A 26,348-nucleotide genomic window follows, 5' to 3' on the forward strand; every position below is an offset into this window, starting at 1 on the left:
TTATTTATTTTCGCGATCATTAAGGATCTTTTTCGGCAATGAGTTACTCTACTTTCAACCGCAAGAAATTTGATAGCTTGCAAGAACCGATGTTTTTCGGGGAAAACGTTAACGTAGCCCGCTACGACCAACAAAAGCACCCAATCTTTGAAAAGCTTATCGAGAAGCAACTGTCATTCTTTTGGCGCCCTGAAGAAGTAGACCTTTCCAATGACCGCAAGGATTTCCTTAAATTGGAAGAGCATGAGCAACACATATTCTTGAGCAACCTGAAATACCAAACACTGCTCGACAGTGTGCAAGGTCGCTCACCAAACGTTGCTCTGCTGCCTATTGTATCGCTTCCTGAACTCGAAACTTGGATTGAGACATGGTCGTTCTCAGAAACCATTCACAGCCGTTCGTACACACACATCATTCGCAACATTGTTAATGATCCGACCAAAGTATTTGACGATATCATCGTCAATGAGGAAATCGCCAAACGTGCGGTCAGCGTGTCTAAGTACTACGATGACCTTATTGAGCTGGTCAACCTTTACAACACTTTAGGCTTGGGTACTCATCATGTTCCTGAGCGTGGCGAAGTGGTTGTTACGATGAAGACGCTGAAGAAAGCACTGTATCTGACCGTCGCATCCGTAAACGTCCTAGAGGCTATCCGCTTCTACGTTAGCTTTGCCTGTAGCTTCGCTTTTGCTGAACGTACATTGATGGAAGGTAACGCGAAAATCATCAAGTTGATCGCTCGCGATGAAGCCCTGCATTTGAATGGCACTCAGCATATGATGAACCTGATGATGTCTGGACGCGATGACCCAGAAATGGCCGTCATTGCACAAGAGTGCCAGCAAGACGTCATTAATATCTTTGTTGAAGCAGCGCAACAAGAACGAGATTGGGCTCAATACCTATTCAAAGACGGCTCTATGATTGGCTTAAACGCTCAGATTCTTGGCCAATATGTTGAATACATTACCAATGTTCGCATGCAAGCAATTGGTCTTGAGCCTCAGTTCCCTACCAAGAACAACCCTATCCCATGGATCAATGCATGGCTTGTCAGCGATAACGTTCAAGTGGCCCCACAAGAAGCTGAAATCAGTTCTTACCTAGTGGGTCAGATTGACAACGATTTAGACGGAGCAGATTTTGACGACTTTGATCTCTGATACTGAGCATCAAGATCGAACCGTACATCGTGTGTTATTGGGGAAGAAGCAAGTTCTGGTAACAGAAGATGAACCACTCCTTCCCCAGCTAGAACGATCTGGTATTCTCGTCGAATACCAGTGTCGCGAAGGATATTGTTCAGCCTGTACCATTAAACTGCTTTGGGGAAAGGTAGACTACCCTATTGAGCCATTAGCATGGGTCAACAGTGGTTATGTTCTGGCCTGCTGTGCAATCGTAAAAAGCGATATCGAGATTGCTCTTCTTTAAGCTTTTAACATCTTATAAGACACAAACACTCTTGTTGCGGTTGTCACCCAACAAAGACAACCGAACACCACTGCCAATAACACAAAGTGGCTCGGAAACAAGCACATTAATACAAAACAAGCGATGGTTTCTGAGCCCTCAGTGATCCCCCCTAGAAAGTAAAGAGACTTTTTCCCATACTCTAACTGTTCAATGTTTTGTTTGGCCGCCATAATAGCGAACGCTAAAAAGCTGCTACCTGTTCCCATAAAAGACCAGATTAAAAACGCTGCCGCCAAAGCGTTTTCCTCAGGCACAGCGACGGCAAAGCCCACCACAACCCCAGAGTAAAAGATAAAATCGAGAACAATATCTAAATACCCTCCTGCATCAGAGCTGGTATCAGTGATTCGAGCAATCGTACCATCCAGCCCATCTCCTAAGCGATTAAGACAAATAGCAACAAGCCCCAATCCATACATCTCCATTGAGATAAACAACGCACCAATCATTCCCACAACAAAAGCTGCTATGGTAACTTGATTGGCTGATATACCGCGATCAATCAGAGGTGTCGCCAAACGTACTAGAGGCGCTTTTATGACCGGCAAAACATATTTATCAAACACAACTTCTCTCTCATCACTAAATCTATAAGCATTATTTTACTTATACGTTCGATCCATGTTGTTTGTTACTATAGCGATCAGATTTAATGCCTGGCTATAGGAAATAATTTCATGATTTACGCAAAGCAGTATGGTGAAGGCCTGCCTCCACTTGTTGTCATTCACGGCCTCTTTGGAAACGCTGACAATTGGCACTCTATCGCTCAAAAATGGGCAGAGCACTTTACCGTCTACTGTCTTGATTTACCAAACCACGGGCGCTCTTCCGGCTTAGCTCCTATTACTTTTCCAGCGATGGCCAAAGTCATCAACGAATGGTTAGAGGAAAACCAGCTCAGCCAGTTCTATCTCTTAGGGCACTCTCTTGGTGGTAAAGTTGCGATGCAGCTAGCAAGTGATTATCCAGAGAAAGTTCTAAAGCTCGTTGTAGCAGACATCGCTCCGGTGAATTACACACCTAGCCATACCGAAATATTCAAAGGACTGAAAGAAATTGATCGCCAACTCCCTGCTACTCGTAAAGAAGCCGATCAAATCCTTGCCCAATTTGAACCAAATATCGGTGTTCGACAGTTTCTGTTGAAAAACCTTCAACGCCAAGACAATGGCGGACACACCTTAGCACTTGGCTTGGATAATTTGATGGCAGGTTACCATACAATATTGAGTGCTCCGCTATTGAGTGACGGTATTTCAGTTGAAACACTGTTTATAAAAGGCGAAAAGTCGCCTTATATCTTACCTGAGCATCAATCAGCAACCTTGAAGTTCTTTCCAAACGCCACTGTGAAAATGATTCCCGATACTGGACACTGGCTCCATGCAGAAAAGCCGACAACGTTCGCCAGCCTAGTTCGTAGATTCTTGGCACCCTAGTTCTGGGCAGACACCGAGTTCATCAATTAAAAAGCGGTCGGTTGGTAAAACTAGCCCATACATCCTGATGAGGTATGGGTTAAACGTCACACGCAGAGGCGTGGGGTAGCTTGGGGGCATCAACGTTTGACTTGATTCATAAACATGGATGTATGAGCTGACCAAGGACAATTTTTCTTGAGATGTACTGTAGATTCCATAGAGCGCCCCAGCCCTAACCAATTGCAAAGAATGCGCTCCAAGCGCTTTCTTTTTATGAAACATGAGACGAATGGCATCTTTCGAAAATTGAGCGTCAAACAAGACCGAATCATATAGAGACAGTACCAGATTAGAACTTTCCAAAACCGTTGTCAGGTCTTTGAGTGTTTGCTCACGATCACCTGTTTGAATCACCTGACTTTGCAAAGCTACACCAAATTTCTCAGACAACTCAACCAGATCTTCACCTAAAGCAATATTCGGGCTATGCACAATCGTAATAGGTGCTCGATCTTCCCAGAAAGTTTTTAACACAGATAAACGAAGGGCTAAGGGAGCCCCAGAGAAAACTGCTGTAGTGGGATTGCTGCACCCCGCTTGGGCCTGTACAAACTCTTGCTCACCCAAAAACAAAGCTACGATAGAGACTTGTTTAGAACTTTCGCATACTTTCTTGAAACTATGTTGACCTACCGTAATAACAAGGTCGCCATCTATCAGCTGCTGCTGAGGGTTATTTAATACAGAAACCTGGTAGTGCGACGAGGCACTAAGGGACATGGAAAGCACTCTAGAAACGTTTTCTCGGCCATCATGGTATACGTAAGTTATAGCGCTAGCATAAGCACTAAACATGCACCCCATGATCACCGAGACAAGCCATTTCATAGCGAACAATTTCGTAGTTAAAACGACAAGTTTGCAAACATGAATAGACTAGTTTTATCATCCGAAACATTATTTACTCGGATATAAGGATTATTGTCCAATCGTACCGTTCCTCCTAAACCTGCACTGAACGTAAAGTCTTCTGTTGTTGCCCGATGGGTCAACCATAGACTTAAAAATTCGTGGTCGTATGTCGCCATTTCCTTTCCATAAATATAGCGGGAATTGAGGGAAATTCTATCGTTTACAGGTAAACTTACAAATAACGTTGTAATCAAAGGTGTTACCGTTTCTTTCAGCTTGCGAGACTCCGTGTCGGTGTCTTGGTAAGCAAATGTACCTCGCACCAGTACCCCGTTCTGAGAACGCCAATCTAATTCAGCTTCAAAACCTTCGATGGTAGCTTGATAACTTTCATTAGACGTTAAAATTCCCCCATCTTCTAACGCATCCGCATATTTTTTACCTGATGCAGAAAGATTGGATAAATGTTCACTGTAAACCGACAGGTCATAAGATAACCCCAGTACAGGTATATTATGATAAAGGCCTAGTTCGTATGAAGTAATCTTCTCTGCTGGAATGCCGGTGGCGTAGACAGGTGTTGAACGAATGCCATTAAATACATACGACCACTCAGCCTTTTCGTCCAGCAAGTCTGGGGTACGATAGGCCTGCGATACATTTGCTCTAACCGAGGCCTGTTCAGATAGTTTATACACCACACCAAGCTGCGGCGATGTATAGCTTCCCGTTAGCTTACTGTGCTCAAGCATAAGCCCTGCATTCAATATAATAGGATCCCATGCTCGATAGTTCAGATTACTAGACGCGCGAACCAGCTCTTCGGTGTAATCGCCATTGAAATAAGTCTTAGAATATACGTTATCTTGTCTATAGGACGCCGAATTTACTAAACGTAAATCCTGATTAGGGGTCCAAATACTCTGCACTTCAATATCATGTCGATATTCATCAAGATCCGATACAAGCTCGCCTGAGTATATTTGGGCATTCGGCAGATTTTGAGCAAACAGCAGGTTTAAGACTTGGCCGTATACATCAATATTATGTACTTCGGTCTGTTGAGATCGGTCATAATAATATTGAAGCTTTACTGTATGCGATGGCGATTGGTCTAATTCCCACCCAACTTTAATGTGCTCTCTATCTTGATCCAAATATGGGGTTGATTCGCCGTAACTTACTCCTGTTATTTCATAGAACTCAACATCTGCATCAAGATGTGAGGCCCCTATATCAATATCTAACTTCTGAGACTCATCTTGGTAGATAAACAACATATTACCAGAGCGCTGAGTATGCCCATCATTCCTTGGATCCCCATCACCTTTGCGATCGTAACCATCAATAGTTCCTTGAGAAGCAGAAACTCGATAGCTCCAGTTATCCTTTAGACCGCTGTGCTGTCCATAAACTCTACGGTTACCTTGATCATCATTGGTATAAAAAATATTGCTACCCAATGTATCCATAGGGCTACGGGTAATAATATTCACCACCGCTAAGAAAGAGTTACTACCGTAGCTTGATGCATTTGGTCCGCGATTCACCTCAATACGCTCAATATCCTCAACATTTAGAGCCAAACTTGACCAGTCCACACGAGCGTAAGCAGAGCTGTACACGGAACGGCCATTAACAAGCACTTGGATACGACGAAATCGATCTAACTCAGTACCATGGTAAGCCACAACTTTGCGGTATGAATTCCAATATGGCCCGACAAAAAAGCCCGGCACATAAGCAAGAAGGTCTTCAACATATTGCACATTTGACCGACGAATAAACTCTCCGGACAGCACCGACAAAGTGGAAGAAACTTCTACTCTAGGTTGAGCGACCCTAGCGGGTGTCACCACCGCTGGGATGTCATCTTGTAGCATATTATCTAGCGCAGCTAACGAAAACTCGTATTCTTCAGCTGAGATTAATCCTGCATAGGCAAAAAGAATTGCCCCTGTCGCGAATCGAAACATATATCCTCACTTACGAAAAGAGTCGGCATAGTAAGTCCCTAATATGCGTACATCCTCTGAAAAGAAACGGAGCTCCTCTAATGCTGCCTGCATACTTGGAGATTGAAAATGTGCTTCTACATCTACATAGAATTGAGTTGCGGTAAAATGACCGTCTAACATGTAACTTTCTAACTTAAGCATGTTAATGCCATGAGTAGCGAAGCCCCCCATAGCCTTATATAACGCAGCAGGGATGTTTCGCACTTTAAATAAAAAAGAAGTGATGTAGCGTTGATCTGGCTCGTAGATAGGCATCTTTTGTTGTCTAGAGAAGACAAGGAAGCGAGTAGTATTACCAGAAACATCATTAAAATGAGATTGTAAAATCGTTAAACCATAAAGCTCCGCTGCAAGGGATGAAGAAATCACCGCTAAATCCTGCTGTTTGGATTCAGCCAGATGTTTCGCCGCACCTGCTGTATCATACATAGCAACGGCTTTTGCATTGATCCCTTTAATGTTTCGATCACATTGAGCGAGCGCTTGGGGATGGCTGCCAATAAGCTGTATCGACTCAATCGTAGTATCAGGCAAGGCAATTAAACAATGATTAACCGGCTCAAAGTGCTCTTTCACGACATAGAGTTGCGTGCCTTTTAGCTCTCGATAAATCTCTTCGACTCGACCTGCTGTCGAGTTTTCAACCGGAATCATGGCATAATGCGCTTCGCCATTCTCGACTTTCGCTAATGCTTGGCTAAAACTGGCACAATTAATCATTTGCCAGTCAGGGAAGCAGTGCTTACACGCTAAATGAGAATATGCGCCGGGTTCTCCTTGGTAAGCGACAATTTGGTCAGCATTAATAGCCACATCTACGTGAGACATGAACGTTTACCCATATATGAAAAAAATTAGAGTTTGAACCTTACCAATTTTTTACGTTTTTCAACACTAGAAATGGCAATAAAACCAAACATTTAATGACATATGAGCCAATATGAAACGCGCCTTTATTCTCTTCGTGAAACTTTATCAGTACCTGATAAGCCCTCTTTTGGGTAATAACTGTCGCTATTACCCAAGCTGCTCAGCCTATATGATCGAAGCAATTGAACGATTTGGCGTGGTAAAAGGAACATGGTTAGGACTAAAAAGATTAGGCCGCTGCCACCCACTTTGTGAAGGTGGCATTGACCCTGTGCCCGAAAAGAGCGGCCAAACCTGTCAGTCATGCTCAGACAAACACTCTTCGAAGAAACGCTAATTAAGCTGGAGATTCAGATCACTCACAACCAAAACGGCTTGTGTGCGATTGTTGATATTCAGTTTCCTAAAAATGGCTGTTATGTGTGCTTTAACAGTAGCTTCTGAGATACTTAGCTCATACGCAATTTGCTTGTTCAACAAGCCTTCATGCAAATAGCAAAGCACCTTATATTGCTGCGGTGTCAACTCTGCAACCCGACGTTGCATGTCTAAATCTGGTGCAGGTAACTGCTGCAGCTGCTCCGACATACCCTGCGGCAACCAGCTATCTCCTTCCAAAATGGTTGAAATGGCTTCTACGTAAAGAGCGGGCTCGCTAGTTTTAGGGATAAATCCTAAAGCACCAGCCTCAATAACATTAGCAACAACCGTCAAATCATCACTACCAGAAATCACTGCAACAGGAATATCAGGAAAGTCCGAACGGATACGTATTAATCCATATAAATCACCGCTTCCTGGCATATTTAAATCCAGAAGCAACAAATCCACATCAGGGTTTGCCTTTAAGCTACCTAATGTGGATTCCAGGTCATGTGATTCTTGGATCTCTACTTCACCGAGTTGATCTCGCAGTGCCCCCGTAAGAGCACTACGAAATAAAGGATGATCATCAGCGATAAGAAGTGAAATCACTCGTTTTCCTTAGCATGTACGTATGATTTACTTATTTAACCTGTTATCGATCAAATCATCAACCACACTTGGGTCTGCTAGGGTACTTGTGTCACCTAATGAGTCATGTTCATTGGCTGCAATCTTACGCAAAATACGGCGCATGATCTTACCTGAACGCGTTTTTGGTAAGCCCGTGGTTGCCCAATGCACCAAATCAGGCGTTGCAATTGGGCCTACTTCTTGACGCACCATCATTTTCACTGACTTAGTCAACTCTTCGTCTACCTCAACTCCAGAAACCGGGATGATGTAAACATAGATCCCCTGACCTTTCAGGTCGTGTGGGTAACCAACTACTGCTGCTTCTGCAACAGATGGGTGAGCAACTAAAGCACTTTCGATCTCTGCCGTACCTAAACGGTGACCAGAGACGTTAAGTACATCATCCATACGGCCAGTGATCCAGTATGCGCCATCAGCGTCGCGACGAGCGCCATCACCCGTAAAATACTTGCCTTCAAAGGTACTGAAGTATGTTTGCTCGAAACGTTCATGATCACCGTAAACCGTTCGAGATTGACCAGGCCAAGAATCTAGAATCACTAGACCGCCCTCTACTTCAACCCCCATTTCAGTAATCAAGTTACCTTCTGCATCAACTAGAGCTGGCTGAACACCAAACAATGGAGCAGTACAAGAGCCTGGCTTAGGATTTGTTTCTGTGACACGTGGCGTCATCATTAAGCCACCGGTTTCTGTCTGCCACCAAGTATCAACGATCGGACACTTACCGTTACCAATGTTCTTGTGGTACCAAACCCACGCTTCTGGGTTAATTGGCTCCCCTACACTGCCTAGCACACGAAGTGAGTCACGTTTGCTCGTCGCAATTGGCTCATCACCTTTCGCCATTAAGGCACGGATTGCGGTAGGCGCGGTGTACAGTTGGGTCACATTGAATTTATCAACGACGCGACCAATACGACCAGAATCAGGGTAAGTCGGTACACCTTCAAATAGCACGCTTGTTACGCCATTTGCTAATGGGCCGTATACCATGTAACTGTGGCCAGTGATCCAACCAACATCGGCTGCACACCAGTACACATCATCAGGTTTAATATCAAACACCACTTCGTGAGTTAATGATGCGTAAACCAGGTAACCACCTGTGGTGTGCACTACACCTTTTGGTTTACCTGTTGAACCAGACGTGTACAGAATAAACAACGGATCTTCAGCATTCATTGGCTCAGGTGCAGCGTCTGTACTTTCTTGAGACGCAAGCTCAGCCCAATCCAGATCACGACCTTCTACCCAATTCACATCGGCGTTGGTATAGCGATAAACCACCACGCTCTCGACCGATGGGCAGGCATTATTTTCAAGCGCCTTGTCCACGTTATTTTTCAGAGGTACAAGGTTGCCGGCACGCTTACCTTGATCTGCAGTAAGAACCAATTTCACTTTACAGTCGTTTAGACGATCTGCGATGGCAGAAGCAGAGAAGCCGCCAAAGATCACACTGTGAATCGCACCAATGCGGGCACAAGCAAGCATCGCATAAGCCGCTTGAGGGATCATAGGCATGTAGATAGCGACACGATCGCCTTTTTGCACACCTTGTTTACGCAACACATTTGCTAAACGACCCACTTCATCATGCAGCTCTTGGTAAGTAACAACTGAATCGTTACCTTCTACATCACCTTCAACATAAAAAGCGACTTTATCTGCTTTTTCAGGTAAGTGGCGGTCAATACAGTTGTAAGCCGCATTCAACTCACCATCTTCGAACCACTTAATGCTGACATTGCCACGCTCAAAGCTTGTATTTTTTACTTTCGTGTAAGGTTTTGACCAAACTAGGCGCTTACCCTCTTCTCCCCAGAATGCTTCTGGGTCAGATACTGATAACTGGTAACGCTCTTCAAATTCAGCTTGGCTAACATTGGCATTGGAGTAGGTGTAATCCATCTGCTCCGTGTAATTTGACTGTGACATGACTCGCTCCGTTGTTATTTTTTATAAGGATGCTGAAAACTACTATATAGTTTGGTCTTTGCCACGGTATCCCACTTTAGTCTAACTCGACCTCTACTTTGGCTAGTCAAACGTTCCCGCATACAGAAAGAAAGGCAGCTTTGCGGGGATTTTTTCCAGCGGATTCTGCCACACTTGCTCTATCGCCCTCTCCGCTTGTTGGATTTGAAAGTCACCGTGTTGCTCCATCATAATTTGTGACGCGGACCAAGAGCGCATAAAAGCAAAAGCTTGCGACATGGTCCAATGACACTCAAGATCAAAAGAAGGTGTTTCAATCGCTGTGAAGGGAAATTCAACGGCTTGATATTGCCCTCGAAGCAGCGCGGTTTTCTCTGGCCAGAATGGCTGTAAAACTGGGAGTAAATGGTCTTTGATCGCCTGATCTAAAGGGTTCTCAAATTGAACCCAGTTGTAGCCCCATATAAATAATTTTCCGTCAGGCTTAAGCACTCGACGCACTTCTTGCCAAAAATAGCTTAGATCAAACCAATGAAGAGCATGGGCTACACATACCGCATCAAAATAGTTATCAGGGAAATTCGTATGTTCCGACGGCTGTACTGAATAGTTAATTTTCCGATGTGGCGTCGCCTTGGCAATTTGCGCTTCAGAAATGTCTGTCGCCTCTACCTGATTGAAATAGGCTGCCAAATCGATCGACGCTTGTCCGGTGCCACATGCACAATCCCAAACACGTTCTGGCCGAGCCACTTGATGACTTAACCAATAATAGAGTTCCGGCGGATACGTCGGCCTAACCCTAGAATAATTCGCAGCTGTTGAAGGATCGAATGTACGCATAGCTCTTCCATATGAAATTGTACAAACACTTAGTATCTACTTAATTACACCATATGTATAAAGAATTTCTTGTGCACGAGCGACACCTTTAACAAGTTCGGCCTGAAGCCCTCTAGAAAGTGCCGCATCAATATTCATTTGATTGTCATCCAAAAATAAGATGCTATTCGCTTCCACGCCCAAGCTGGCAACAACATAATCAAACAAGTAAAGGTCAGGCTTAACTAGCCCTACCTGATGTGATGCAAAGTAACTGTGAAACTTACCTGATAGTTTCATCTCATCCATCAGTCGTGCCCAATGAGCGTCATTGGTATTGGATAACACTGCGCGATGGTAATGAGCAGGAATTCTGTCAAGTAAGTCGATAGAGCCGTCGAATAGACCCTTTGGCCAACCAATGAAATCCTTAATAAAATCTTGGGGATTCTGCTTACTACCAGTTTCAAGCAGTAATTGGTCAACAAATTTTGGTAAAGGTATTTGACCACTATCAAATGCTTTTACGGCAGAGGACTTAAGCCACATTTCCCATAATTCAGACTCAGAGCCTGCTGATATATTGAAGACCTTAGCAAAGTCTTCTTGAGCACCCAAATCGACTAGAACATTGCCCAAATCAAATAGAATTACTTTGAAATCTGTCATTATTTATCGGTCTAGCCCCTTCAAAAAAATTTGATTTGCATTAAATTGTTTAAATTCACTAAAGTTTTGAATATTCATGACGAAAAATAGAAACGGTTCAATCTATTAAAAGGTAATACACCATGAAAACGATTTTCAAATATCTACCTATAGTTGCTTTACCTGCCATTGGCATGTCATCGGCCTTTGCACTTGAGCAGGTGAATGGTTCAGCAACCGTTATTGTACAAAACTCATTTACCCTACAAGAAGACAGCGGCCTTGACTTTGGCACAGTGCGAGCTTCAGCTGACACAACTGGTACAACTGTTGCGACATTAACGCTCCCTGCTGATGGGTCAGCCTCTTCTGTGGTGCAAGGAACGAATGCCACTATTCAGGAGATCACTGCTGGTGCCGCAGCAACATTCTCAATCAGTGGTGCAGCCCCTTCAACCGCTCTTACTCTAACACTGCCATCCTCCACTACTTTGACAACTGGCGGCGGCACAGCATCATTTACCGTTAACAATTTTATTGCTGAAGTAACGAGCGGCCCTAGTAATGGTTCAACCTACGCTGCTTCCAATCTTATTACCGATACTGCTGGGGCTGTAACTTTTAGCGTAGGCGCTGACTTAGTCACTGATGCATCAACACCTGCTGCAGACTACCTAAATGGTACGTATACTGGTACATACCAAGTCTCTGTTGACTACTAATCAAGCATGCGCATAGACAAAGCTAGCTTTGCTTTTGTTGCAGCCTTGTTTGTGGAGATGGCGTGGGGCGATATTGTTGAAGTATCGTCCCTCGATTTTGGCACCGTGGCAGTGTCTCAAAACTCTACTCCAGGCCAGGTTGATGTAAGCTTTACTGGCCTTGTGAATTACACTGGTGGTATTTACGGGATTACCGCTCCCAGTAGAGGGGAGTTTTTTTTAAGCAACTTCCCAAACAATCAGTCACTATTCATTACAGGTTCTAATATACAGGCGACTACCAATAGCGATAGCACTTCACAGGACCAGTTCACACTTGACAGCATCAATGTACCCTCTGTTATTACAACAGACAGTAGTGGAAACGCCACTCTGTACGTTGGCGGGGTATTGGAGACTTCTGCTGATGGGACGAACAACTACACAAATACTCGTTACACCATTTCCTACCAGATTTCAGTGAACTATTAAACATGATGTATTTCAGACCAAAAGTTTTAATTAAATCAGCACTTTTAGTCACTATAGGACTCATTGTTGCTACTCAAAGCTATGCCAGTTTACTCATATCACCTGTTCGAAGTGTATTAAGTGAACGAGATCGCACTCAGGTAATTACTTTAATTAACACTGGAAATCAGACACGAAGCTACCGCGTTGAATGGCGGCAATTAATGGCTGTTCCAGAGGGAGGCTATCGGGAATACACTGAGGAAGAGAAAAAGCGTATTGCAGGGCTTGAGAAAATAGTTCGAGTGACTCCGAAGCAAGTAAGTTTGCAGCCTGGACAACGACAGTCTGTGAAAATTCTACTGAGAAAACCAGAAGGTTTGGCTGAAGGCGAATATCGTTCTCATCTAAGTTTTGTTGCACTTCCACTTCATTCAGCTCAAGAAAACAACCAAGGTGAAACTTCACTTAAACTGCAGTTGCTGATGAGCTACTCCATGCCCGTCATATACCGAACAGGCTCTGTTATCGTAAACCCTGAAATTACTAATCTGTCATTGGTTCATATCAAGGAGTCTGGCGTCACTAATATCAAAGTTGATTTTTACCATGATGATTTATTCAGCACTCATGGCAGACTCGTTGCCACATGGACTCCTAAAAATGGCACACCGCGAGAAGTCGGCTTATTAAATGGGTACAACTTTTATCCGGAAACCAAAAACGCAACGATCCAATTCCCGTGGAAAGATTTTAAATTAGCCCCCGGATCACTTGAAGTTCGCTATGAAGGTCAGGGTGAGTACCAAGGGCTACTACTAGCCCAAAAAACACTCACAATCACCCAACAGATGATCGATTCGGTGAAATAAACATCATGCGTAGGCTCCACTTTTTGTTTTTTTTCTGCCTTGCTTCTCAACCATCTATGGCCAATGAAGCTTACGAGCGCTTAAAGGCAAAATATCAGGCCCTTCAGAATGGGCAACTGGAGCTACCTAGTTTGTCAGCTTCCACTGCAACAACAGCCAATCAACGCAGTATCAGTAATTTGACTGCAATCCCGAGTGGCGAAGAACTCATACTAGAGATTCAGCTTGGAAAGTTAGTGCTTGGCCAAGTATTTGGCTTCAAAACTGACCAAGGAGTAAAGTTAAGTCTGTCAGACATGTCCAGTGCATTCGACTTTGTTATTGAAAGCGATATAGAAAACAACAGCGCTTCAGGATGGGTTCACAATCCAAATAATACCTTTGAACTTCAACGAACCGATAATGGAGACTGGTCTGTTTTAAACCGTGGTTCAACCACTGTTTACCCAAATCAAACCATTCAATTAGAAGACGACTTCTATGTCGACCTAGCGTTGTACCAAACATGGTTTGATCTCAATTTTGATGTAAATTACAGCACCTTAGTCGTCGAAACAAAAAGCAATACACCACTTCCAATAGAACAAAAACTAGCCCGAGAGCAACGCTCAAAAGATATCTACCAAACCAGCAATACAGCCCGTGCACCTTTGTTAAAGCATGACTACCAACCTGTATCAAAACCTCTTATCGATATGCAAGGCTCAGTTAACGTACGTGATAGCAATACCAGTCATAGCTTATCGGTTTTGGGAACAAATGATATCGCCTATTTTAATACGCAATATTATTTTGCAATTGATGAGAACAATGATATCGACTCTGCCCATTTATCGGGTAGCAGATATTCTCTCGATAACAACCTATTGGGCCCCTTGAAAGCTTCTACAGTAGAATTTGGTGATATACGCCCAACCCAAATCAATACGCTTGAAAGTAACAATTTAAGCATTGGTGCCAGAGTCAGTAATAAGTCGCTTACCTACAATGGCGGAAACAGCGTTAACCTAATTGGCAGTATACAGGCTGGCTGGGATATCGAGGTATATCGCAATCAACTGCTTATAAACAGCCAAATTAATGTGTCAGATGGTCAGTATGAGTTCCAAAATATTCCGCTTGTTTTCGGCTATAACGAAATTGAACTCGTATTCTATGGACCACAGGGGCAAGTCAATCGCGAGACTCGTGACTATTATGTTAGCTCTACTGGTCAATCAGAAGGTGAATTCATCTACGACATCTCCCTCATTAATGAGGGAGAACGCTTAATTGATCAAAACCTGCTGAATAACAATGAAGATAACGGCCTAAGTACACTGATAAGAGTCGATTATGGCATTACTGACTGGTGGTCGGTGAACTTAGGCTCTCAGCTTTACCATCAACAAGGTGTTTCATCATTTGATAAGCGGGCACTAGGGACTGAAGTTTCTTTATTTGGATCGGCGCTTCTCTCACTGGATACTATCGAAGAGGACAACGGAGACTATGACCGACGCTATCAGATTGATACCAGCCTACTAGATCAGTCCATTAGCTTCACAACTCGCGACTATCAGGCGACTGATCAAGATGGCGATATTGACTCTTTTGAGTCTCAAGAGTTAAGACTGTCCGGCTCTTTGCCATCTCTTAAACTGTCCTACCAACAATCATTTGAACAAATAAAAGCTTCCGACAATGAGGAATACGTTCGACTCATAAATCAACTCGGGGCAAATATTAAAAATAGTTATCTATCAAATAGAATCACTTGGTCTAGCAGAGATGACGCAGAAACTGTAGGCGACTGGCAAATACAACGTTATTTAAATGAGTACTTTGTGCGATTGGGAAACAATTACTCTGTATCCCCTGAATTCGATATCAATTCATTCTTCGCCGAAATAAGTGGTGAGATAGAGAACGACGTTACAGGACGCATTCGATTCCTTCATGATTTCGAGACCCAGTCCAGTGAAACAGCTCTTATCACTAGCTGGCAACCTAATGAATTTAGCATTACGTCAAATCTCATTTACAACGAGCGAACTGGGTGGCGTGCATCACTTCTTGGACGCGTTGGCATTGGATTGAGCCAAGACAACAATGCTTTCTTCACAAACAAATCACTGTCATCCCAAAGTACTCTTTCTGCTAGAGTTTTCTTCGACAAAAATAACAACGGTCGTTTTGACAAAGGTGACTCTCCCCTTGAAAACGTAGAAGTTGAAACGACTCAAAATAGAAGACGAGCGACGACAAACTCTCAAGGTGTTGCGATTTTGACATCCTTACCAAGTTACCAAAAAACAGACATTAAAATTGATCTCAGCAAACAAGAGGAAGGCTTCTTAATTCGAGCTGACGAAGGCGTTTCTATTGCTCCGCGCCCAGGGGCTTTGCAGACCATAGACATCCCCGTAGTCCAATCACTAGAAATAGAAGGTTACGCTCAGGAATTACAGAGAAATGGTGATCTCATCAATAAAGCGCGCGTGCCAATATTACTAAAGGATTTATCAGGGAAAACAATAAAAGAAGTCACAAGTGAGTTTGATGGTTATTTCCTGATAACGGAGATTGTCCCTCAGCCTTATACACTTGAAATTGATCCAGCATATCTTAGGGACTTTAGTTATCAGCTGAGCACATCAATCACGTTAAATGGTACTGAGACAGGCGTTCTGGATAATCAAAACCTCACACTTCGCAAAGCATTTGAGTTAAATGGCTTCAGTGCGGAACTTGCATCCTTTTCTCATATTGAGTCATTAAGAGGTTATTGGAAAATTCTTACTCATCGCTTCCCAAACCTTATACAACGTCGTTACTTCTATTCGAAAACCGAGTCAGGGTATCAGCTTTATGTGGGATTCGATGAAGAGCCAAAGCAAGCAAACAGCATTTGCGCTGAGCTTACTGCAGGAAAAGTAACTTGTTCAGTAAAAGCGATCACCCGCCGTTAGTCGGCTCTAATGACGGGGCAGAAGACTAAAGTGACAAGAAAGGATCACCTTTATACTGAGTCACCAAACAGTCCTGCTGCATTTGTTTCAGCATATTACAAAAGTCCGTGCTGTACGCTTTTTTCAGGAAGGGACCCACGATCAACTGATAATAGGTTTTACCATTCACCTGATGTTGGTTTATAAGAGGAGCGGTATCTGCAAATTCCTCAGCATAACTCTGTGTGATGGACTGCCAACCTTGTATTGCCTGCTTTTCAGATCTGTACGCAGCGAGCTGAACACCATAATAAGGTGTCATGGACTTAGCCCCTTTTGCCTCTGATTGTCGCTCGCTCTTTGCAGCGTTACGAGATGAAGCCTGAAACTCAGCTGTTACAGCATTACTTGGAGGAGTTTGACTAAAAGGGTTTTCTAGGCGCTCTGAAGAGGTGGAGACGGGGGGAGTCTCCACCGTCTCAGTAGAACTCTCAACATTAATATCCGCTATCGCTGCAGAAGGCATAATTGTCGCCTGACCAGATTGCTGCTCATCCTCTGCTTCGGGCGTAATTTCTGCCGTTAAACTTGTACTCGATTCTGGGACACTGTCTAGAGTTTCCACTAATAGTTTTAAATCAGATTCAAGGGCAAGAATACGCTGAAGTTGTGGCTTCATGTCTTCCCATTCTTGCTGCTGTGTCTGCAATGCAGCTTGTAATTCAGCATTAGACATGGTGCCATTTTTCTCTTTGGTAATAGTACAACCGGATAAAACGACCATTCCGACAGCAACACACGTTAACTTCAGTCTCATACATCCCCCTATGTCCATTGAGACATATTACGATAACACCAAGGCACTTGTCCCTAAAACCAATACAGCATAACGTAACGATTTACCAATAAAGATCCATAAACAAGTCCCCCATCCGTTTAGTCTAGCCACACCAGCTGCCAAGCAGATAGCATCTCCAACCACAGGCAGCCAGCTCAACAATAATGCAGGAAAACCAAAACGCCTGACCCACGACTGCACTTGCATTAGCCTTTTTTCTGAGACTGGAAACCAACGTTTATGTTGATAGCGTAATAAGTATTTACCGAGCCACCAATTGGTTAAACCACCTAAGGTATTTCCAACACTAGCGGATAACCAAAACCAAACGGATTGCTCCGGCATTTGCCCCACAAGGCCGAGCAACAGCACTTCTGAGCCAAGTGGCAATAATGTCGCAGCTAGGAAGGATACCACCAATAAACTGGCCAGCTCTGGCCCAAGCTCTATCAGCAAATTATAGATAGCCGTTACCTTCTACTTTCTGAAAATTGTCATTATTGACCAGTGGAGACTCTCGTCAACCTACTGTGAAACGTGATAATAATTAATTGTTCTCACATTTTATATTCATAATATATAAATAAGATGAGTCGACGACTCAGGCAAATTCGGGCATCAACAAGGCCTCAAAATTGCATGCGCATATTATCACACTAAAAAGGGATCTTTTTTATGCCGTTTGATATTACATCCGAGCTCAACTCCCTATACGAACACATTGATAAAGTAATCTTGTCACGACAGCACCCAGTGACAGGGCTATTTCCTGCAAGTACTAGTATCAATAATCATGGTGACTACACTGATGCCTGGGTGCGCGATAACGTCTACTCAATTCAAGCGGTTTGGGCTCTTTATCTGGCTTATAAACGTGCTTCAAACCCAAACAATCGCGCTCATGAATTGGAATATGCGTGCATCAAAATGATGCGCGGTCTCTTGTTTGCCATGATGCGCCAGTCTCATAAAGTCGAGGTATTTAAAGACACCTTGGACCCCAAAGACGCTTTACACGCAAAGTACGATACGAAAACAGGCCTGGAAGTCGTCGCAGATGATGCTTGGGGACATTTACAGATTGACGCCACTAGCCTGTTTTTACTGACCCTTGCACAAATGACGAAGTCTGGCAGCTCGCTGATTTATTCTCGAGATGAATTCAACTTTATCCAAAACCTGATTTACTACATTTCCAGAACCTACCGCACACCAGACTTTGGGATTTGGGAGCGCGGAAATAAAGTTAACAACGGTAAAGCAGAGATAAACGCCAGCTCTGTTGGCATGGCAAAGGCCGCACTAGAAGCATTAGATGGGCTCAACTTATTTGGAGAACAAGGTCCTGAATGGGCCGTTGTACACTCATTTGCTGACGCTGTCGCAAGAGCTGGCTCAGTACTCGAATCATTACTACCAAAAGAATCACGCTCCAAAGAGGTAGATGGAGCCCTACTCAGCATCATTAGCTACCCAGCCTTTGCCGTAAATGATGAAAAACTTAAACGCCGAACACGCCAAGAAATCTTGGACAAGCTGGGAGGCAACTACGGCTGTAAGCGCTTCTTATTAGATGGACACCAAACCGTCTTGGAAGATCATAGTCGGATTTACTACGAATACGATGAATTGATTAACTTTGAGCACATTGAATCTGAATGGCCATTGTTCTTCACGTATTTGTATATTGATCGCCTCTTCGCAAGGGACTGGGAAGGCGCCAATTATTATCGCTATCGCCTAGAAAGCTTAATGGTTGAAAAAGACGGTGAGCAGCTCTTGCCCGAACTTTACTATGTGCCCGAAGAACACATTTTGGAAGAAAAAGCCGCCCCAGGAAGCCAGCCTAGAAAACCAAATGACAACCTACCACTAGTTTGGGCACAAAGTTTGTATTTAGTCGGCCGTATGTTGGACGATGAGTTGATCACAACCGATGATCTAGACCCATTAGGTTTACATAAAAAACAGCATATCCATCGCAAAGTGAACATCTCCATGGTGGTGCTAGCTAAGAACAGCAAAATCAAACAGCAACTTATTGACGCAGGCTGCCTATGCCAAACGGTTGACGAAATTGCGCCGATACAAGCGATCAGTTCAGAGCAGTTAATTGAACTCTACCGAAACGTCGGAGCGTCTTCTGCACTGGGGCTAAGTGGACGCCCTAGCCGTGCCCTCAGCAGCTTAGCGAGCGCACAGCCTTTTGTTGTAAACGATCAAAAGTGTCTGTGTCTATCATGGTTCCAAAACGAAGATCGTGACTATCGCAAAACCGATCCCGCCCTTTTTGAACAACATATCCGCAACGAGCTATCCGTCCTGTCGGACAGCTGGTATTACCCGGCTAATGCCGTTTTCGCCATTCTGATTGACGAGGCATTAGCCGAAATGAAAGGGGCGTCTGATCTTTTTGAATTCATACGCAGCCTACAAAACAAAGAGCTCAGTGAGTTCCGAGTTATTCCACAATCGGCTAAAAATGCCTTCAAGTCAGGCAGTCGTCGCGTTATGAATTTCACCATGCCAAACGGGCATGAATTGGGTGCTCAACTGCCAGTATATGAGTCACCTTGGCCAATTTCAGAAGCTCAAGACAATCAAGTCTACGATTACAGCAGCTGGAGCATCAGTCAGCTTATTCAACATTTGCAGGAACAGCCTAGTCTAAGTGACGCAACAGAGATCCTTCTGCAGCTTGGTCGTCGCAATGCACTACACGAGCATATACAGCAAACTGACGGCGATGATATCAGCATCAAAACCGTATTGGACTCGGTATACACCAATGCACTCATTCACCGAAATTGGTACTGCGCTCGTCAGCTATACTCACTCATGCTTAAGCCCACCACAGACATGGCTACGCATGCTGCTGAAATCACAGTTCGTCAACGGGTGCTAATACTTGGCAAACAGTCAGACAAACAAAACCACATCACGACTCCCCTACATCATAATGAAGTCTTTAAAGCCATAGCACAGAGCTCTGAGTCTTTGCTCGCTCAAGTGGTTTATCATGAGCTACTGGCCATCACAGGCACACTGATGAAAATTCATCCAGAGTACTTCGCTGGGGTGCGTACGATCCGCTTGCACAACCTCGGGCTGTTGTGCGCACATAAATTCACCGAAGAAGACGATGACAGCAAGATCGATGTCATTCAAATCTTAGCGTCAAAATCACCTATGTCTCTTTATGAAACATTACGCAGTGTACTGGTTGAAAAACATAAAGAGTTCACTCATGTGGTAGCCAGTGTGCGATATAACCATCGACTGGATGCTAAAGATGGTCGATCTAAGGACATCGATTGGTTTGACTGGCGGACAGGCCAAGGACTGATTACGAAATTGCCTGAAGCCATGCTGCTGCAACTATGGGATAGCCTGAATCAAACCAATCGCATTGTTTTTGGCGACCTACAAAGTAATACCGTGCTAGAGAGTAAGAGCACATTAAGCTCCATGACACCCGGGGAAGACACTTTTGCCTTGTTAATTGAGTCTCTGACATCAGACATTTCTCCCAGTTGGTATAAATGTCTGATCTTTGAGGGCCTCTATGCCTTTATTCAATTTTGTCAGAAACACCCCGAAGGCCACTTTATAGAAGAAATTAATTTACCGGTTTTGGTTTCCAAAGCGGCACTAGATCATGTAAAACAGTATAAGAGTGACCACCCAGAGGTGGAAAACTATGACATGGCTCTGGATGAGTTTGCACAATTAACGCCGAACAAAGTGAATCATTACTTCAGTTGGGCCGTCACAAAATTACACAGTCAGCAGCGCCATGCGCTCAAATAATTAGCTTGGTTGGAGATGTAAATGGATCTTCTGAACGACGTCATCAACGCTCGATGTTCCGACCCTTTTAAGTGCCTAGGCTTAAAACCCAATGATAAAGGCGAATTAACGTTAACCGTTTGGCGTCCAGACGCGTCAAAAGTGGAAGTCATAGCCATCGACAGTGATGAGCTCATTGGTACTATGACCCAATCGGATACGGCTGGGGTATTCACCCTAGCATGGCCCAAAAACACTACTGAGCATCACTATCGGTTAACCATTCATTACGCGAACGAAAGCTATACCATCGTAGACCCTTATCAATTTTCGTTTGCAACGTTTTCTGATCCTGAGCACCATCGTGCTGCTTTGTATAAAAAAGAAGGGGCCTTGCTTCGCTCTGCTCAAGTCAGCGAATCACTTTCCATTTTAGGGACGCGATTTGCAGTTTATGCTCCAGCCGCACGCTCTGTATCAGTGGTCGGGGATTTTAATAATTGGGATGGTCGCTTACACCCTATGTCTAGCAATGGGGACGGCGTATGGCGTCTATTCATTCCTGACGTGGTGGCTGGCGCTCGCTATAAATACGAGATTCGCGCATCCAATGGTGATGTATTGCCTCACCGTACCGACCCTTTTGCTCAGACAATCGAGCAATTCCCATCATTTGCAAGCGTTGTTTGTGACCACAACTACCGTTGGCAAGACAGTGCTTGGACAAGCCGCAATGTAGAAGACGTTTACGAGCGTCCAATGTCGATTTATGAAGTACATTTAGGGTCTTGGCGCAAACATCATGATGGCAAACCTCTTTCCTATCTCGAGCTAATTGAACAACTTGTGCCTTACGTCACCGATATGGGATATACCCATGTCGAGCTATTACCTGTCATGGAATTCCCATTCGACGGTTCTTGGGGCTATCAGCCCATTGGCCTATTTGCTCCCACTTCCCGTTACGGCACAGCAGAAGAGTTTAAGCGCCTTGTCGACGCCTTCCACGAAGCAAACATCGGCGTCATTATGGATTGGGTACCGGCCCATTTCCCGACCGACAGCCATGGCTTGGCAAACTTTGATGGCTCTAAACAATACGAGTACCCAGATCCGAAAAAGGGCTGGCACACTGAATGGAATTCACTGATTTACGACTTTGGTAAAGAGCATGTCGTGGATTACCTAATTAGCAATGCTAATTATTGGTTGGAAGAGTTTCATATCGATGGATTGCGAGTAGATGCTGTCGCCTCCATGTTATACCTTGATTACTCTCGCGAAGAAGGTGAATGGGTACCAAATGTCGATGGTGGCAATCACAATTATGAAGCCATCGATTTTTTGCGAAAATTAAATGAAACCATTTACCTAAACCACCCTCGATGCTTTACCGTTGCGGAAGAATCAACGGCTTTCCCAGGCGTTTCCAAACCAACCTATATGAATGGGCTGGGCTTCGGCTTCAAATGGAATATGGGGTGGATGAATGACAGCTTAAATTACATCAGTAAAGACCCCATCTACCGCCAATACCATCAGGGTAATCTAACGTTCTCAATGGTTTATGCCTTTGACGAGCAGTTTATCTTGCCAATATCACATGATGAAGTGGTACACGGTAAGGGATCCATGATTGCTAAAATGCCTGGGGACGCTTGGCAAAAGTTCGCCAATTTAAGAGCTTTTACCAGCTACATGTACTTTCATCCTGGCAAGAAGCTTAACTTTATGGGCAATGAACTGGCACAAGGCCAAGAATGGAGTCATGAACGTTCTCTTGACTGGCATTTGCTAGATGTTGATTTTCATTTGGGCCAACAACGGGTCACAAAATCACTCAATCACCTCTATCGTAACGAGCCTGCATTACATTTGGACCACTCCCCTTCAGGTTTTGAATGGATTAGTCATGATGACAGCACCAACTCAACTTTAGCGTTTGTTCGACGAGCTAAAGAGTCCGCTGAGCATCTCATCGTGCTGGTTAATTTCACACCAACGCCACATGGTGATTACAAGATTGGTACCCCTCAAACGGGCCGTTATGAATTGGTGTTTAACTCCGATGAGAATCAATATACCGGGAGCGGTTACCCTATCCATAGCAGCTATACAACAAGCTCAGAAGCTAGCCATGGTCGGGGGCAAAGTATCAAGGTTCAGCTACCACCATTGAGTGTGATTGCGCTCAAATGGTTTGACAAATAAACACCAAAGAGAGGATTGAAGCATGGCAACTAGTTGGCAGATACGCAGTGGTACGCCCCTACCTCTGGGCGCGACTCCGACTGACTATGGTGTCAACTTTGCTGTCTTTTCAGAGCATGCAACCAAGCTTTACTTGTGCCTTTACTCCGATGCAGGAGAAGAGCTAACCAGACTGCCTTTTCCCAATAAACAGCGAGGAATCTGGCACATGGAAGTGGCGGACTTAAAGGTCGGTCAGCATTATGCGTTCAGAGCCGACGGTCCATTTGACCCTGAGCAAATGCATTTCTTTAATCCTCATAAACTGTTAATTGACCCGTACGCGAAACGTTTGAGTGAGCGCTTAGTATTCCACGAAGAACAAGTCACTCAACAAGAAGATGGCACCCTAGATAACCGCGACTCAGGTAATGTGGTACCAAAATCTATTGTTTCTCATATCACTCCTTTAGAGCATAAACGCCCTAAGAGCCCAGAAACCTATCAGAGATCTTTATACGAATTACATATTAAAGGCTTCTCGCAACAATTGGACATTGATCCGGCTCTTCAAGGCACCTATATGGGAACCTGTAGCGCCCCAGCTATAGAGCATCTGCAACAGCTTGGTATCACCACCATTCAGTTAATGCCTTGTTTTGCGTTTGCTGATGAGGTACATCTGCAACAAAAGGGATTGTCAAATTACTGGGGTTACAATCCCATTAACTTCTTTACTCCGGATCATCGCTACGCCATAGAAGATCCCGTGACCGAGTTTCAAGCCATGATCGCGACATTCCATGCGGCAGGGTTTGAAGTGATTCTTGACGTGGTCTACAACCACACTGCTGAAAGTGAGCTGCGACATGGCACAACGTGTTACAGAGGTCTAGATAACGCGGTCTATTATCGTCACCAAAACGGTATGTATTTGAACTACACAGGATGCGGTAACTGTGTAAACACTTATCACCCAGCCAGCGTCAGACTGATCTGCGACAGCATGCGGCATTGGGTGGAAATACTTGGTGTAGATGGTTTTCGTTTTGATTTAGGCGTTGATTTAGGGCGCGAGCAGCACGATTTCTCAGCTACAGCTCCCCTACTTCAAGCGATCTTACAAGACCCTATATTGAGTCAGACAACATTAGTTATGGAACCATGGGATATTGGCCCAAATGGCTACCAAGTAGGTCATTTCCCAAGAGGGTTTCTAGAATGTAATGACAAGTATCGTGATACCGTGAGACGTTTTTGGCGTGGAGATACACACACTATTCCAGAATTCGCAACACGCTTAATGGGGTCTCGAGATGTGTTCCACAAAGGCCACAAATGCGCCCTACACTCGGTGAACTACATTACTTATCACGATGGTTATACACTAAAAGACTTAGTGTCTTATCATCGCCGTCATAACTTGGCTAATCTTGAGGGCAACCGCGATGGCCATACTGATAACATCAGTCAAAACTTTGGTCTAGAAGGCGAAACGGACGACTTACGCATCCAACAAGCTCGTATCAATCAACAGAAGTGCTTTCTTGCCACCCTATTTTTTAGCCAAGGTACGCCACACTTATTAGGCGGTGATGAACTATCTCATTCACAGCTAGGTAACAACAATGCTTATTGCCAAGACAACGAGACCACATGGCTAAAATGGCCAAAAGAGAACAGTGAATCTGATTTCAGTCACGTCATTTCTGAATTGATTACGCTACGACAGCGGTTTCCAATTTTAGCCGAGGCATTTCTACCTGACGACCCTCTTTACCAACATAAGCAAAGTGATGAAGTATCTTGGTTCAATGAGTTTGGTCATCCTATGTCAGGCAGTGACTGGGATGATCCTGAACGTGATTTTATTGCATTACAATTAATAGAGTCACAAAGCCAAACCAGACTTTGGCTCGCTTTTTATCGGGAGGACCTCTCCCTCACCGTGATACCGCCTAATAGCTCTCACATTAAAAGCGTGCTATTTTCCACGGATGAAACAATTCAACTGCCAAATAATAGTGTTGAATTCACAAGACGCTCAGTCCTATTGGTCGAGTTGTTGAATGACTAAATTTATTAATCTAATCAATAACGGGATGTGAGAGTGCGTAATGGAGAGAATTGAGTGGCAGATGTAACCGTACCTGACTTTAAAACCCTTGATAACAAAAAGCCTGATAGCCGAGAATCGGTTGCACATAAAAGAGTTCTAATCGTAGAAGACATCGGTGAAATGCGGCTGATGTTGAAATCGCTTATGAGCAACCTAGGATATTCTAAAATTGATATAGAGCCCTCTGGCCAAGCAGCCCTTAAGCGCATTCTGGAAGGCCGCTATGATATCGTTTTGTCTGATTTCAACCTAGGCGGCAGCGTTGATGGTCAGCAGCTTCTTGAAGTCACCCGTAAAACTTATGCACTGGATCACTCAACGATTTTCATGATGATCACTGCAGATACAGCCTACGAGGCAGTCGTCAGTGTACTGGAATATCAACCTGACAGCTATTTAGTCAAGCCATTTCCCCCAGAAGCATTCATGCGTCGTTTAGGACGTGTCATCCAGCAAAAAAAATCTTTCCATAACCTTAACACTTGTCGTATCAATGGCGATTGGGACCAGGTTATTGAAGAAGCCAAATACATTATGAGCAAGCATGCCCCTTACGCTAGCTTATGCCTTAAGTCTATTGGTGAAGCACTTTACGCTAAGGGTGAATACAAGCAGGCCAAAACACACTACATGCTCATTACGCAAAAGCATAAAAACCTCGCTTGGGCATATTTTGGTATCGCGCAGTGCGAAATGGCGTTAGGCTCTTACGCAGGTGCAGCAAAAAATCTCGAAACGACGATAAGCCTGAGCCGTCATTTCTTATCAGCTTATGACCTTCTTGCCGATGCACACGAAAAACTAGACAACCTCAGCGAAGCACAAAGTGCGTTACGCTTAGTACTGGAAGTCTCTCCGAGATCCCCCGAGCGCAGTAAGCGTATGGGTGATATTAGCGCTAAACTTAGAGATTGGGCCGCAGCAGAGCAAGCCTATGCGCGAGTCATCCGTTTAAGCCGTGATACTGTCAACGAGACCGTAGACATGTACTATGATCACCTGCAAGCCATCACCAATTTGATCGCATCAGGTCATGAAGGCAATAAAACATTGAATGAGAAGTTCAAACGCTCTCTCACTAGGTTACGGATCATAGGCAAAGCCAGCCCTGTGGCAGTCACAAACTCTTTCCGAATAGAGGTTCAGCAATATGTCACTCGCAATCACCTTGGTGAAGCAATAAAAACCTGGCAAAACTGGCATCGCCTTATTACACAGGGGAAAGCTTCTCCTCTGACTGAAGCCCAAGAATATACTCTTAAAAAACGACTCGGCCTCGTTTAAACTCAATCAGAATG

Annotated in this window: 22 protein-coding genes; 12 read left to right on the forward strand and 10 right to left on the reverse strand. The window is 44.2% G+C overall.

What is annotated here, in order from left to right; all coding sequences use genetic code 11:
• Nucleotides 1-38 precede the first annotated feature (38 nt).
• Nucleotides 39-1,172, forward strand: a complete 1,134-nt coding sequence (nrdB, locus tag C8D85_RS05495; RefSeq protein WP_133560381.1) for a class Ia ribonucleoside-diphosphate reductase subunit beta — start codon at nucleotides 39-41, stop codon at nucleotides 1,170-1,172.
• Nucleotides 1,153-1,443: a class I ribonucleotide reductase maintenance protein YfaE gene (gene yfaE, locus C8D85_RS05500; protein ID WP_244936912.1), complete on the forward strand. Its 291-nt coding sequence runs from the start codon at nucleotides 1,153-1,155 to the stop codon at nucleotides 1,441-1,443. The genes nrdB and yfaE overlap by 20 nt, the downstream gene beginning before the upstream one ends.
• Here yfaE and C8D85_RS05505 read toward each other — a convergent pair.
• On the reverse strand, nucleotides 1,440-2,051 hold the full coding sequence (locus tag C8D85_RS05505; protein WP_133560383.1) for a CDP-alcohol phosphatidyltransferase family protein: 612 nt from the start codon (nucleotides 2,049-2,051) through the stop codon (nucleotides 1,440-1,442). The genes yfaE and C8D85_RS05505 overlap by 4 nt on opposite strands.
• Nucleotides 2,052-2,162: 111 nt before the next feature.
• Here C8D85_RS05505 and C8D85_RS05510 point away from each other — a divergent pair, with 111 nt between their 5' ends.
• Entirely contained in the window at nucleotides 2,163-2,927 is a 765-nt protein-coding gene (locus C8D85_RS05510) for an alpha/beta fold hydrolase (protein WP_133560385.1), read from the forward strand.
• On the opposite strand, the gene C8D85_RS05515 is transcribed toward C8D85_RS05510, so the two are convergent.
• The 3 genes from C8D85_RS05515 to C8D85_RS05525 all read right to left on the reverse strand — a co-directional run bounded on the left by C8D85_RS05515 (nucleotide 2,901) and on the right by C8D85_RS05525 (nucleotide 6,667).
• Entirely contained in the window at nucleotides 2,901-3,689 is a 789-nt protein-coding gene (locus C8D85_RS05515; RefSeq protein WP_133560387.1) for a hypothetical protein, read from the reverse strand. The genes C8D85_RS05510 and C8D85_RS05515 overlap by 27 nt on opposite strands.
• 125 nt (nucleotides 3,690-3,814) lie before the next feature.
• Nucleotides 3,815-5,797 (reverse strand): TonB-dependent receptor plug domain-containing protein, encoded by a 1,983-nt coding sequence (locus C8D85_RS05520; RefSeq protein WP_133560389.1) that lies wholly within the window; start codon nucleotides 5,795-5,797, stop codon nucleotides 3,815-3,817.
• A gap of 6 nt (nucleotides 5,798-5,803) precedes the next feature.
• Nucleotides 5,804-6,667 carry a prephenate dehydratase gene (locus C8D85_RS05525; RefSeq protein ID WP_133560391.1) on the reverse strand — a complete coding sequence of 288 codons (864 nt, stop codon included), beginning with the start codon at nucleotides 6,665-6,667 and terminating at the stop codon, nucleotides 5,804-5,806.
• 112 nt (nucleotides 6,668-6,779) lie between these two features.
• Here C8D85_RS05525 and yidD point away from each other — a divergent pair, with 112 nt between their 5' ends.
• Nucleotides 6,780-7,046: a membrane protein insertion efficiency factor YidD gene (yidD, locus tag C8D85_RS05530; RefSeq protein WP_133560393.1), complete on the forward strand. Its 267-nt coding sequence runs from the start codon at nucleotides 6,780-6,782 to the stop codon at nucleotides 7,044-7,046.
• On the opposite strand, the gene C8D85_RS05535 is transcribed toward yidD, so the two are convergent.
• From C8D85_RS05535 to C8D85_RS05550, 4 genes are all read right to left on the reverse strand, one after another.
• On the reverse strand, nucleotides 7,043-7,684 hold the full coding sequence (locus C8D85_RS05535; protein WP_133560395.1) for a LuxR C-terminal-related transcriptional regulator: 642 nt from the start codon (nucleotides 7,682-7,684) through the stop codon (nucleotides 7,043-7,045). The two genes, yidD and C8D85_RS05535, sit on opposite strands and share 4 nt — an antisense overlap.
• Nucleotides 7,685-7,711: 27 nt before the next feature.
• On the reverse strand, nucleotides 7,712-9,670 hold the full coding sequence (gene acs, locus C8D85_RS05540) for an acetate--CoA ligase (protein ID WP_133560397.1): 1,959 nt from the start codon (nucleotides 9,668-9,670) through the stop codon (nucleotides 7,712-7,714).
• Nucleotides 9,671-9,772: 102 nt separating this feature from the next.
• The gene (locus C8D85_RS05545; protein WP_133560400.1) at nucleotides 9,773-10,513 is read right to left on the reverse strand and encodes a class I SAM-dependent methyltransferase; all 741 of its coding nucleotides are present in this window, start codon (nucleotides 10,511-10,513) and stop codon (nucleotides 9,773-9,775) included.
• A gap of 36 nt (nucleotides 10,514-10,549) precedes the next feature.
• Nucleotides 10,550-11,161: an HAD-IA family hydrolase gene (locus C8D85_RS05550; protein WP_133560402.1), complete on the reverse strand. Its 612-nt coding sequence runs from the start codon at nucleotides 11,159-11,161 to the stop codon at nucleotides 10,550-10,552.
• Between the two features lie 122 nt (nucleotides 11,162-11,283).
• Here C8D85_RS05550 and C8D85_RS05555 point away from each other — a divergent pair, with 122 nt between their 5' ends.
• The 4 genes from C8D85_RS05555 to C8D85_RS05570 all read left to right on the forward strand — a co-directional run bounded on the left by C8D85_RS05555 (nucleotide 11,284) and on the right by C8D85_RS05570 (nucleotide 16,135).
• Entirely contained in the window at nucleotides 11,284-11,862 is a 579-nt protein-coding gene (locus tag C8D85_RS05555) for a DUF4402 domain-containing protein (protein WP_133560404.1), read from the forward strand.
• A gap of 6 nt (nucleotides 11,863-11,868) precedes the next feature.
• Nucleotides 11,869-12,333 (forward strand): DUF4402 domain-containing protein, encoded by a 465-nt coding sequence (locus C8D85_RS05560; RefSeq protein WP_133560406.1) that lies wholly within the window; start codon nucleotides 11,869-11,871, stop codon nucleotides 12,331-12,333.
• Between the two features lie 203 nt (nucleotides 12,334-12,536).
• On the forward strand, nucleotides 12,537-13,184 hold the full coding sequence (locus C8D85_RS05565) for a fimbrial biogenesis chaperone (RefSeq protein ID WP_425324504.1): 648 nt from the start codon (nucleotides 12,537-12,539) through the stop codon (nucleotides 13,182-13,184).
• A gap of 131 nt (nucleotides 13,185-13,315) precedes the next feature.
• Nucleotides 13,316-16,135, forward strand: coding sequence for a fimbria/pilus outer membrane usher protein (locus tag C8D85_RS05570; RefSeq protein WP_133560411.1), 2,820 nt, complete (start codon nucleotides 13,316-13,318; stop codon nucleotides 16,133-16,135).
• Nucleotides 16,136-16,160: 25 nt separating this feature from the next.
• On the opposite strand, the gene C8D85_RS05575 is transcribed toward C8D85_RS05570, so the two are convergent.
• The gene (locus C8D85_RS05575) at nucleotides 16,161-16,931 is read right to left on the reverse strand and encodes an SPOR domain-containing protein (RefSeq protein ID WP_162847543.1); all 771 of its coding nucleotides are present in this window, start codon (nucleotides 16,929-16,931) and stop codon (nucleotides 16,161-16,163) included.
• Nucleotides 16,932-16,958: 27 nt separating this feature from the next.
• On the reverse strand, nucleotides 16,959-17,408 hold the full coding sequence (locus C8D85_RS05580) for a YqaA family protein (RefSeq protein WP_211342125.1): 450 nt from the start codon (nucleotides 17,406-17,408) through the stop codon (nucleotides 16,959-16,961).
• A gap of 219 nt (nucleotides 17,409-17,627) precedes the next feature.
• Here C8D85_RS05580 and C8D85_RS05585 point away from each other — a divergent pair, with 219 nt between their 5' ends.
• Genes C8D85_RS05585 through C8D85_RS05600 form a run of 4 tightly spaced genes read left to right on the forward strand, consistent with a single transcriptional unit; the run spans nucleotide 17,628 to nucleotide 26,334 of the window.
• Nucleotides 17,628-20,762, forward strand: a complete 3,135-nt coding sequence (locus tag C8D85_RS05585) for a phosphorylase b kinase regulatory subunit alpha/beta (RefSeq protein WP_133560416.1) — start codon at nucleotides 17,628-17,630, stop codon at nucleotides 20,760-20,762.
• A gap of 21 nt (nucleotides 20,763-20,783) precedes the next feature.
• The gene (glgB, locus tag C8D85_RS05590; protein ID WP_133560418.1) at nucleotides 20,784-22,952 is read left to right on the forward strand and encodes a 1,4-alpha-glucan branching protein GlgB; all 2,169 of its coding nucleotides are present in this window, start codon (nucleotides 20,784-20,786) and stop codon (nucleotides 22,950-22,952) included.
• 22 nt (nucleotides 22,953-22,974) lie between these two features.
• A complete protein-coding gene (glgX, locus tag C8D85_RS05595) occupies nucleotides 22,975-25,008 on the forward strand; it encodes a glycogen debranching protein GlgX (protein ID WP_133560420.1) in 2,034 nt (677 codons plus the stop codon).
• A gap of 54 nt (nucleotides 25,009-25,062) precedes the next feature.
• The gene (locus C8D85_RS05600) at nucleotides 25,063-26,334 is read left to right on the forward strand and encodes a response regulator (RefSeq protein ID WP_133560422.1); all 1,272 of its coding nucleotides are present in this window, start codon (nucleotides 25,063-25,065) and stop codon (nucleotides 26,332-26,334) included.
• Nucleotides 26,335-26,348 lie beyond the last annotated feature (14 nt).

Source organism: Marinomonas communis (assembly GCF_004363305.1).
Taxonomy (GTDB): Bacteria; Pseudomonadota; Gammaproteobacteria; order Pseudomonadales; family Marinomonadaceae; genus Marinomonas; species Marinomonas communis.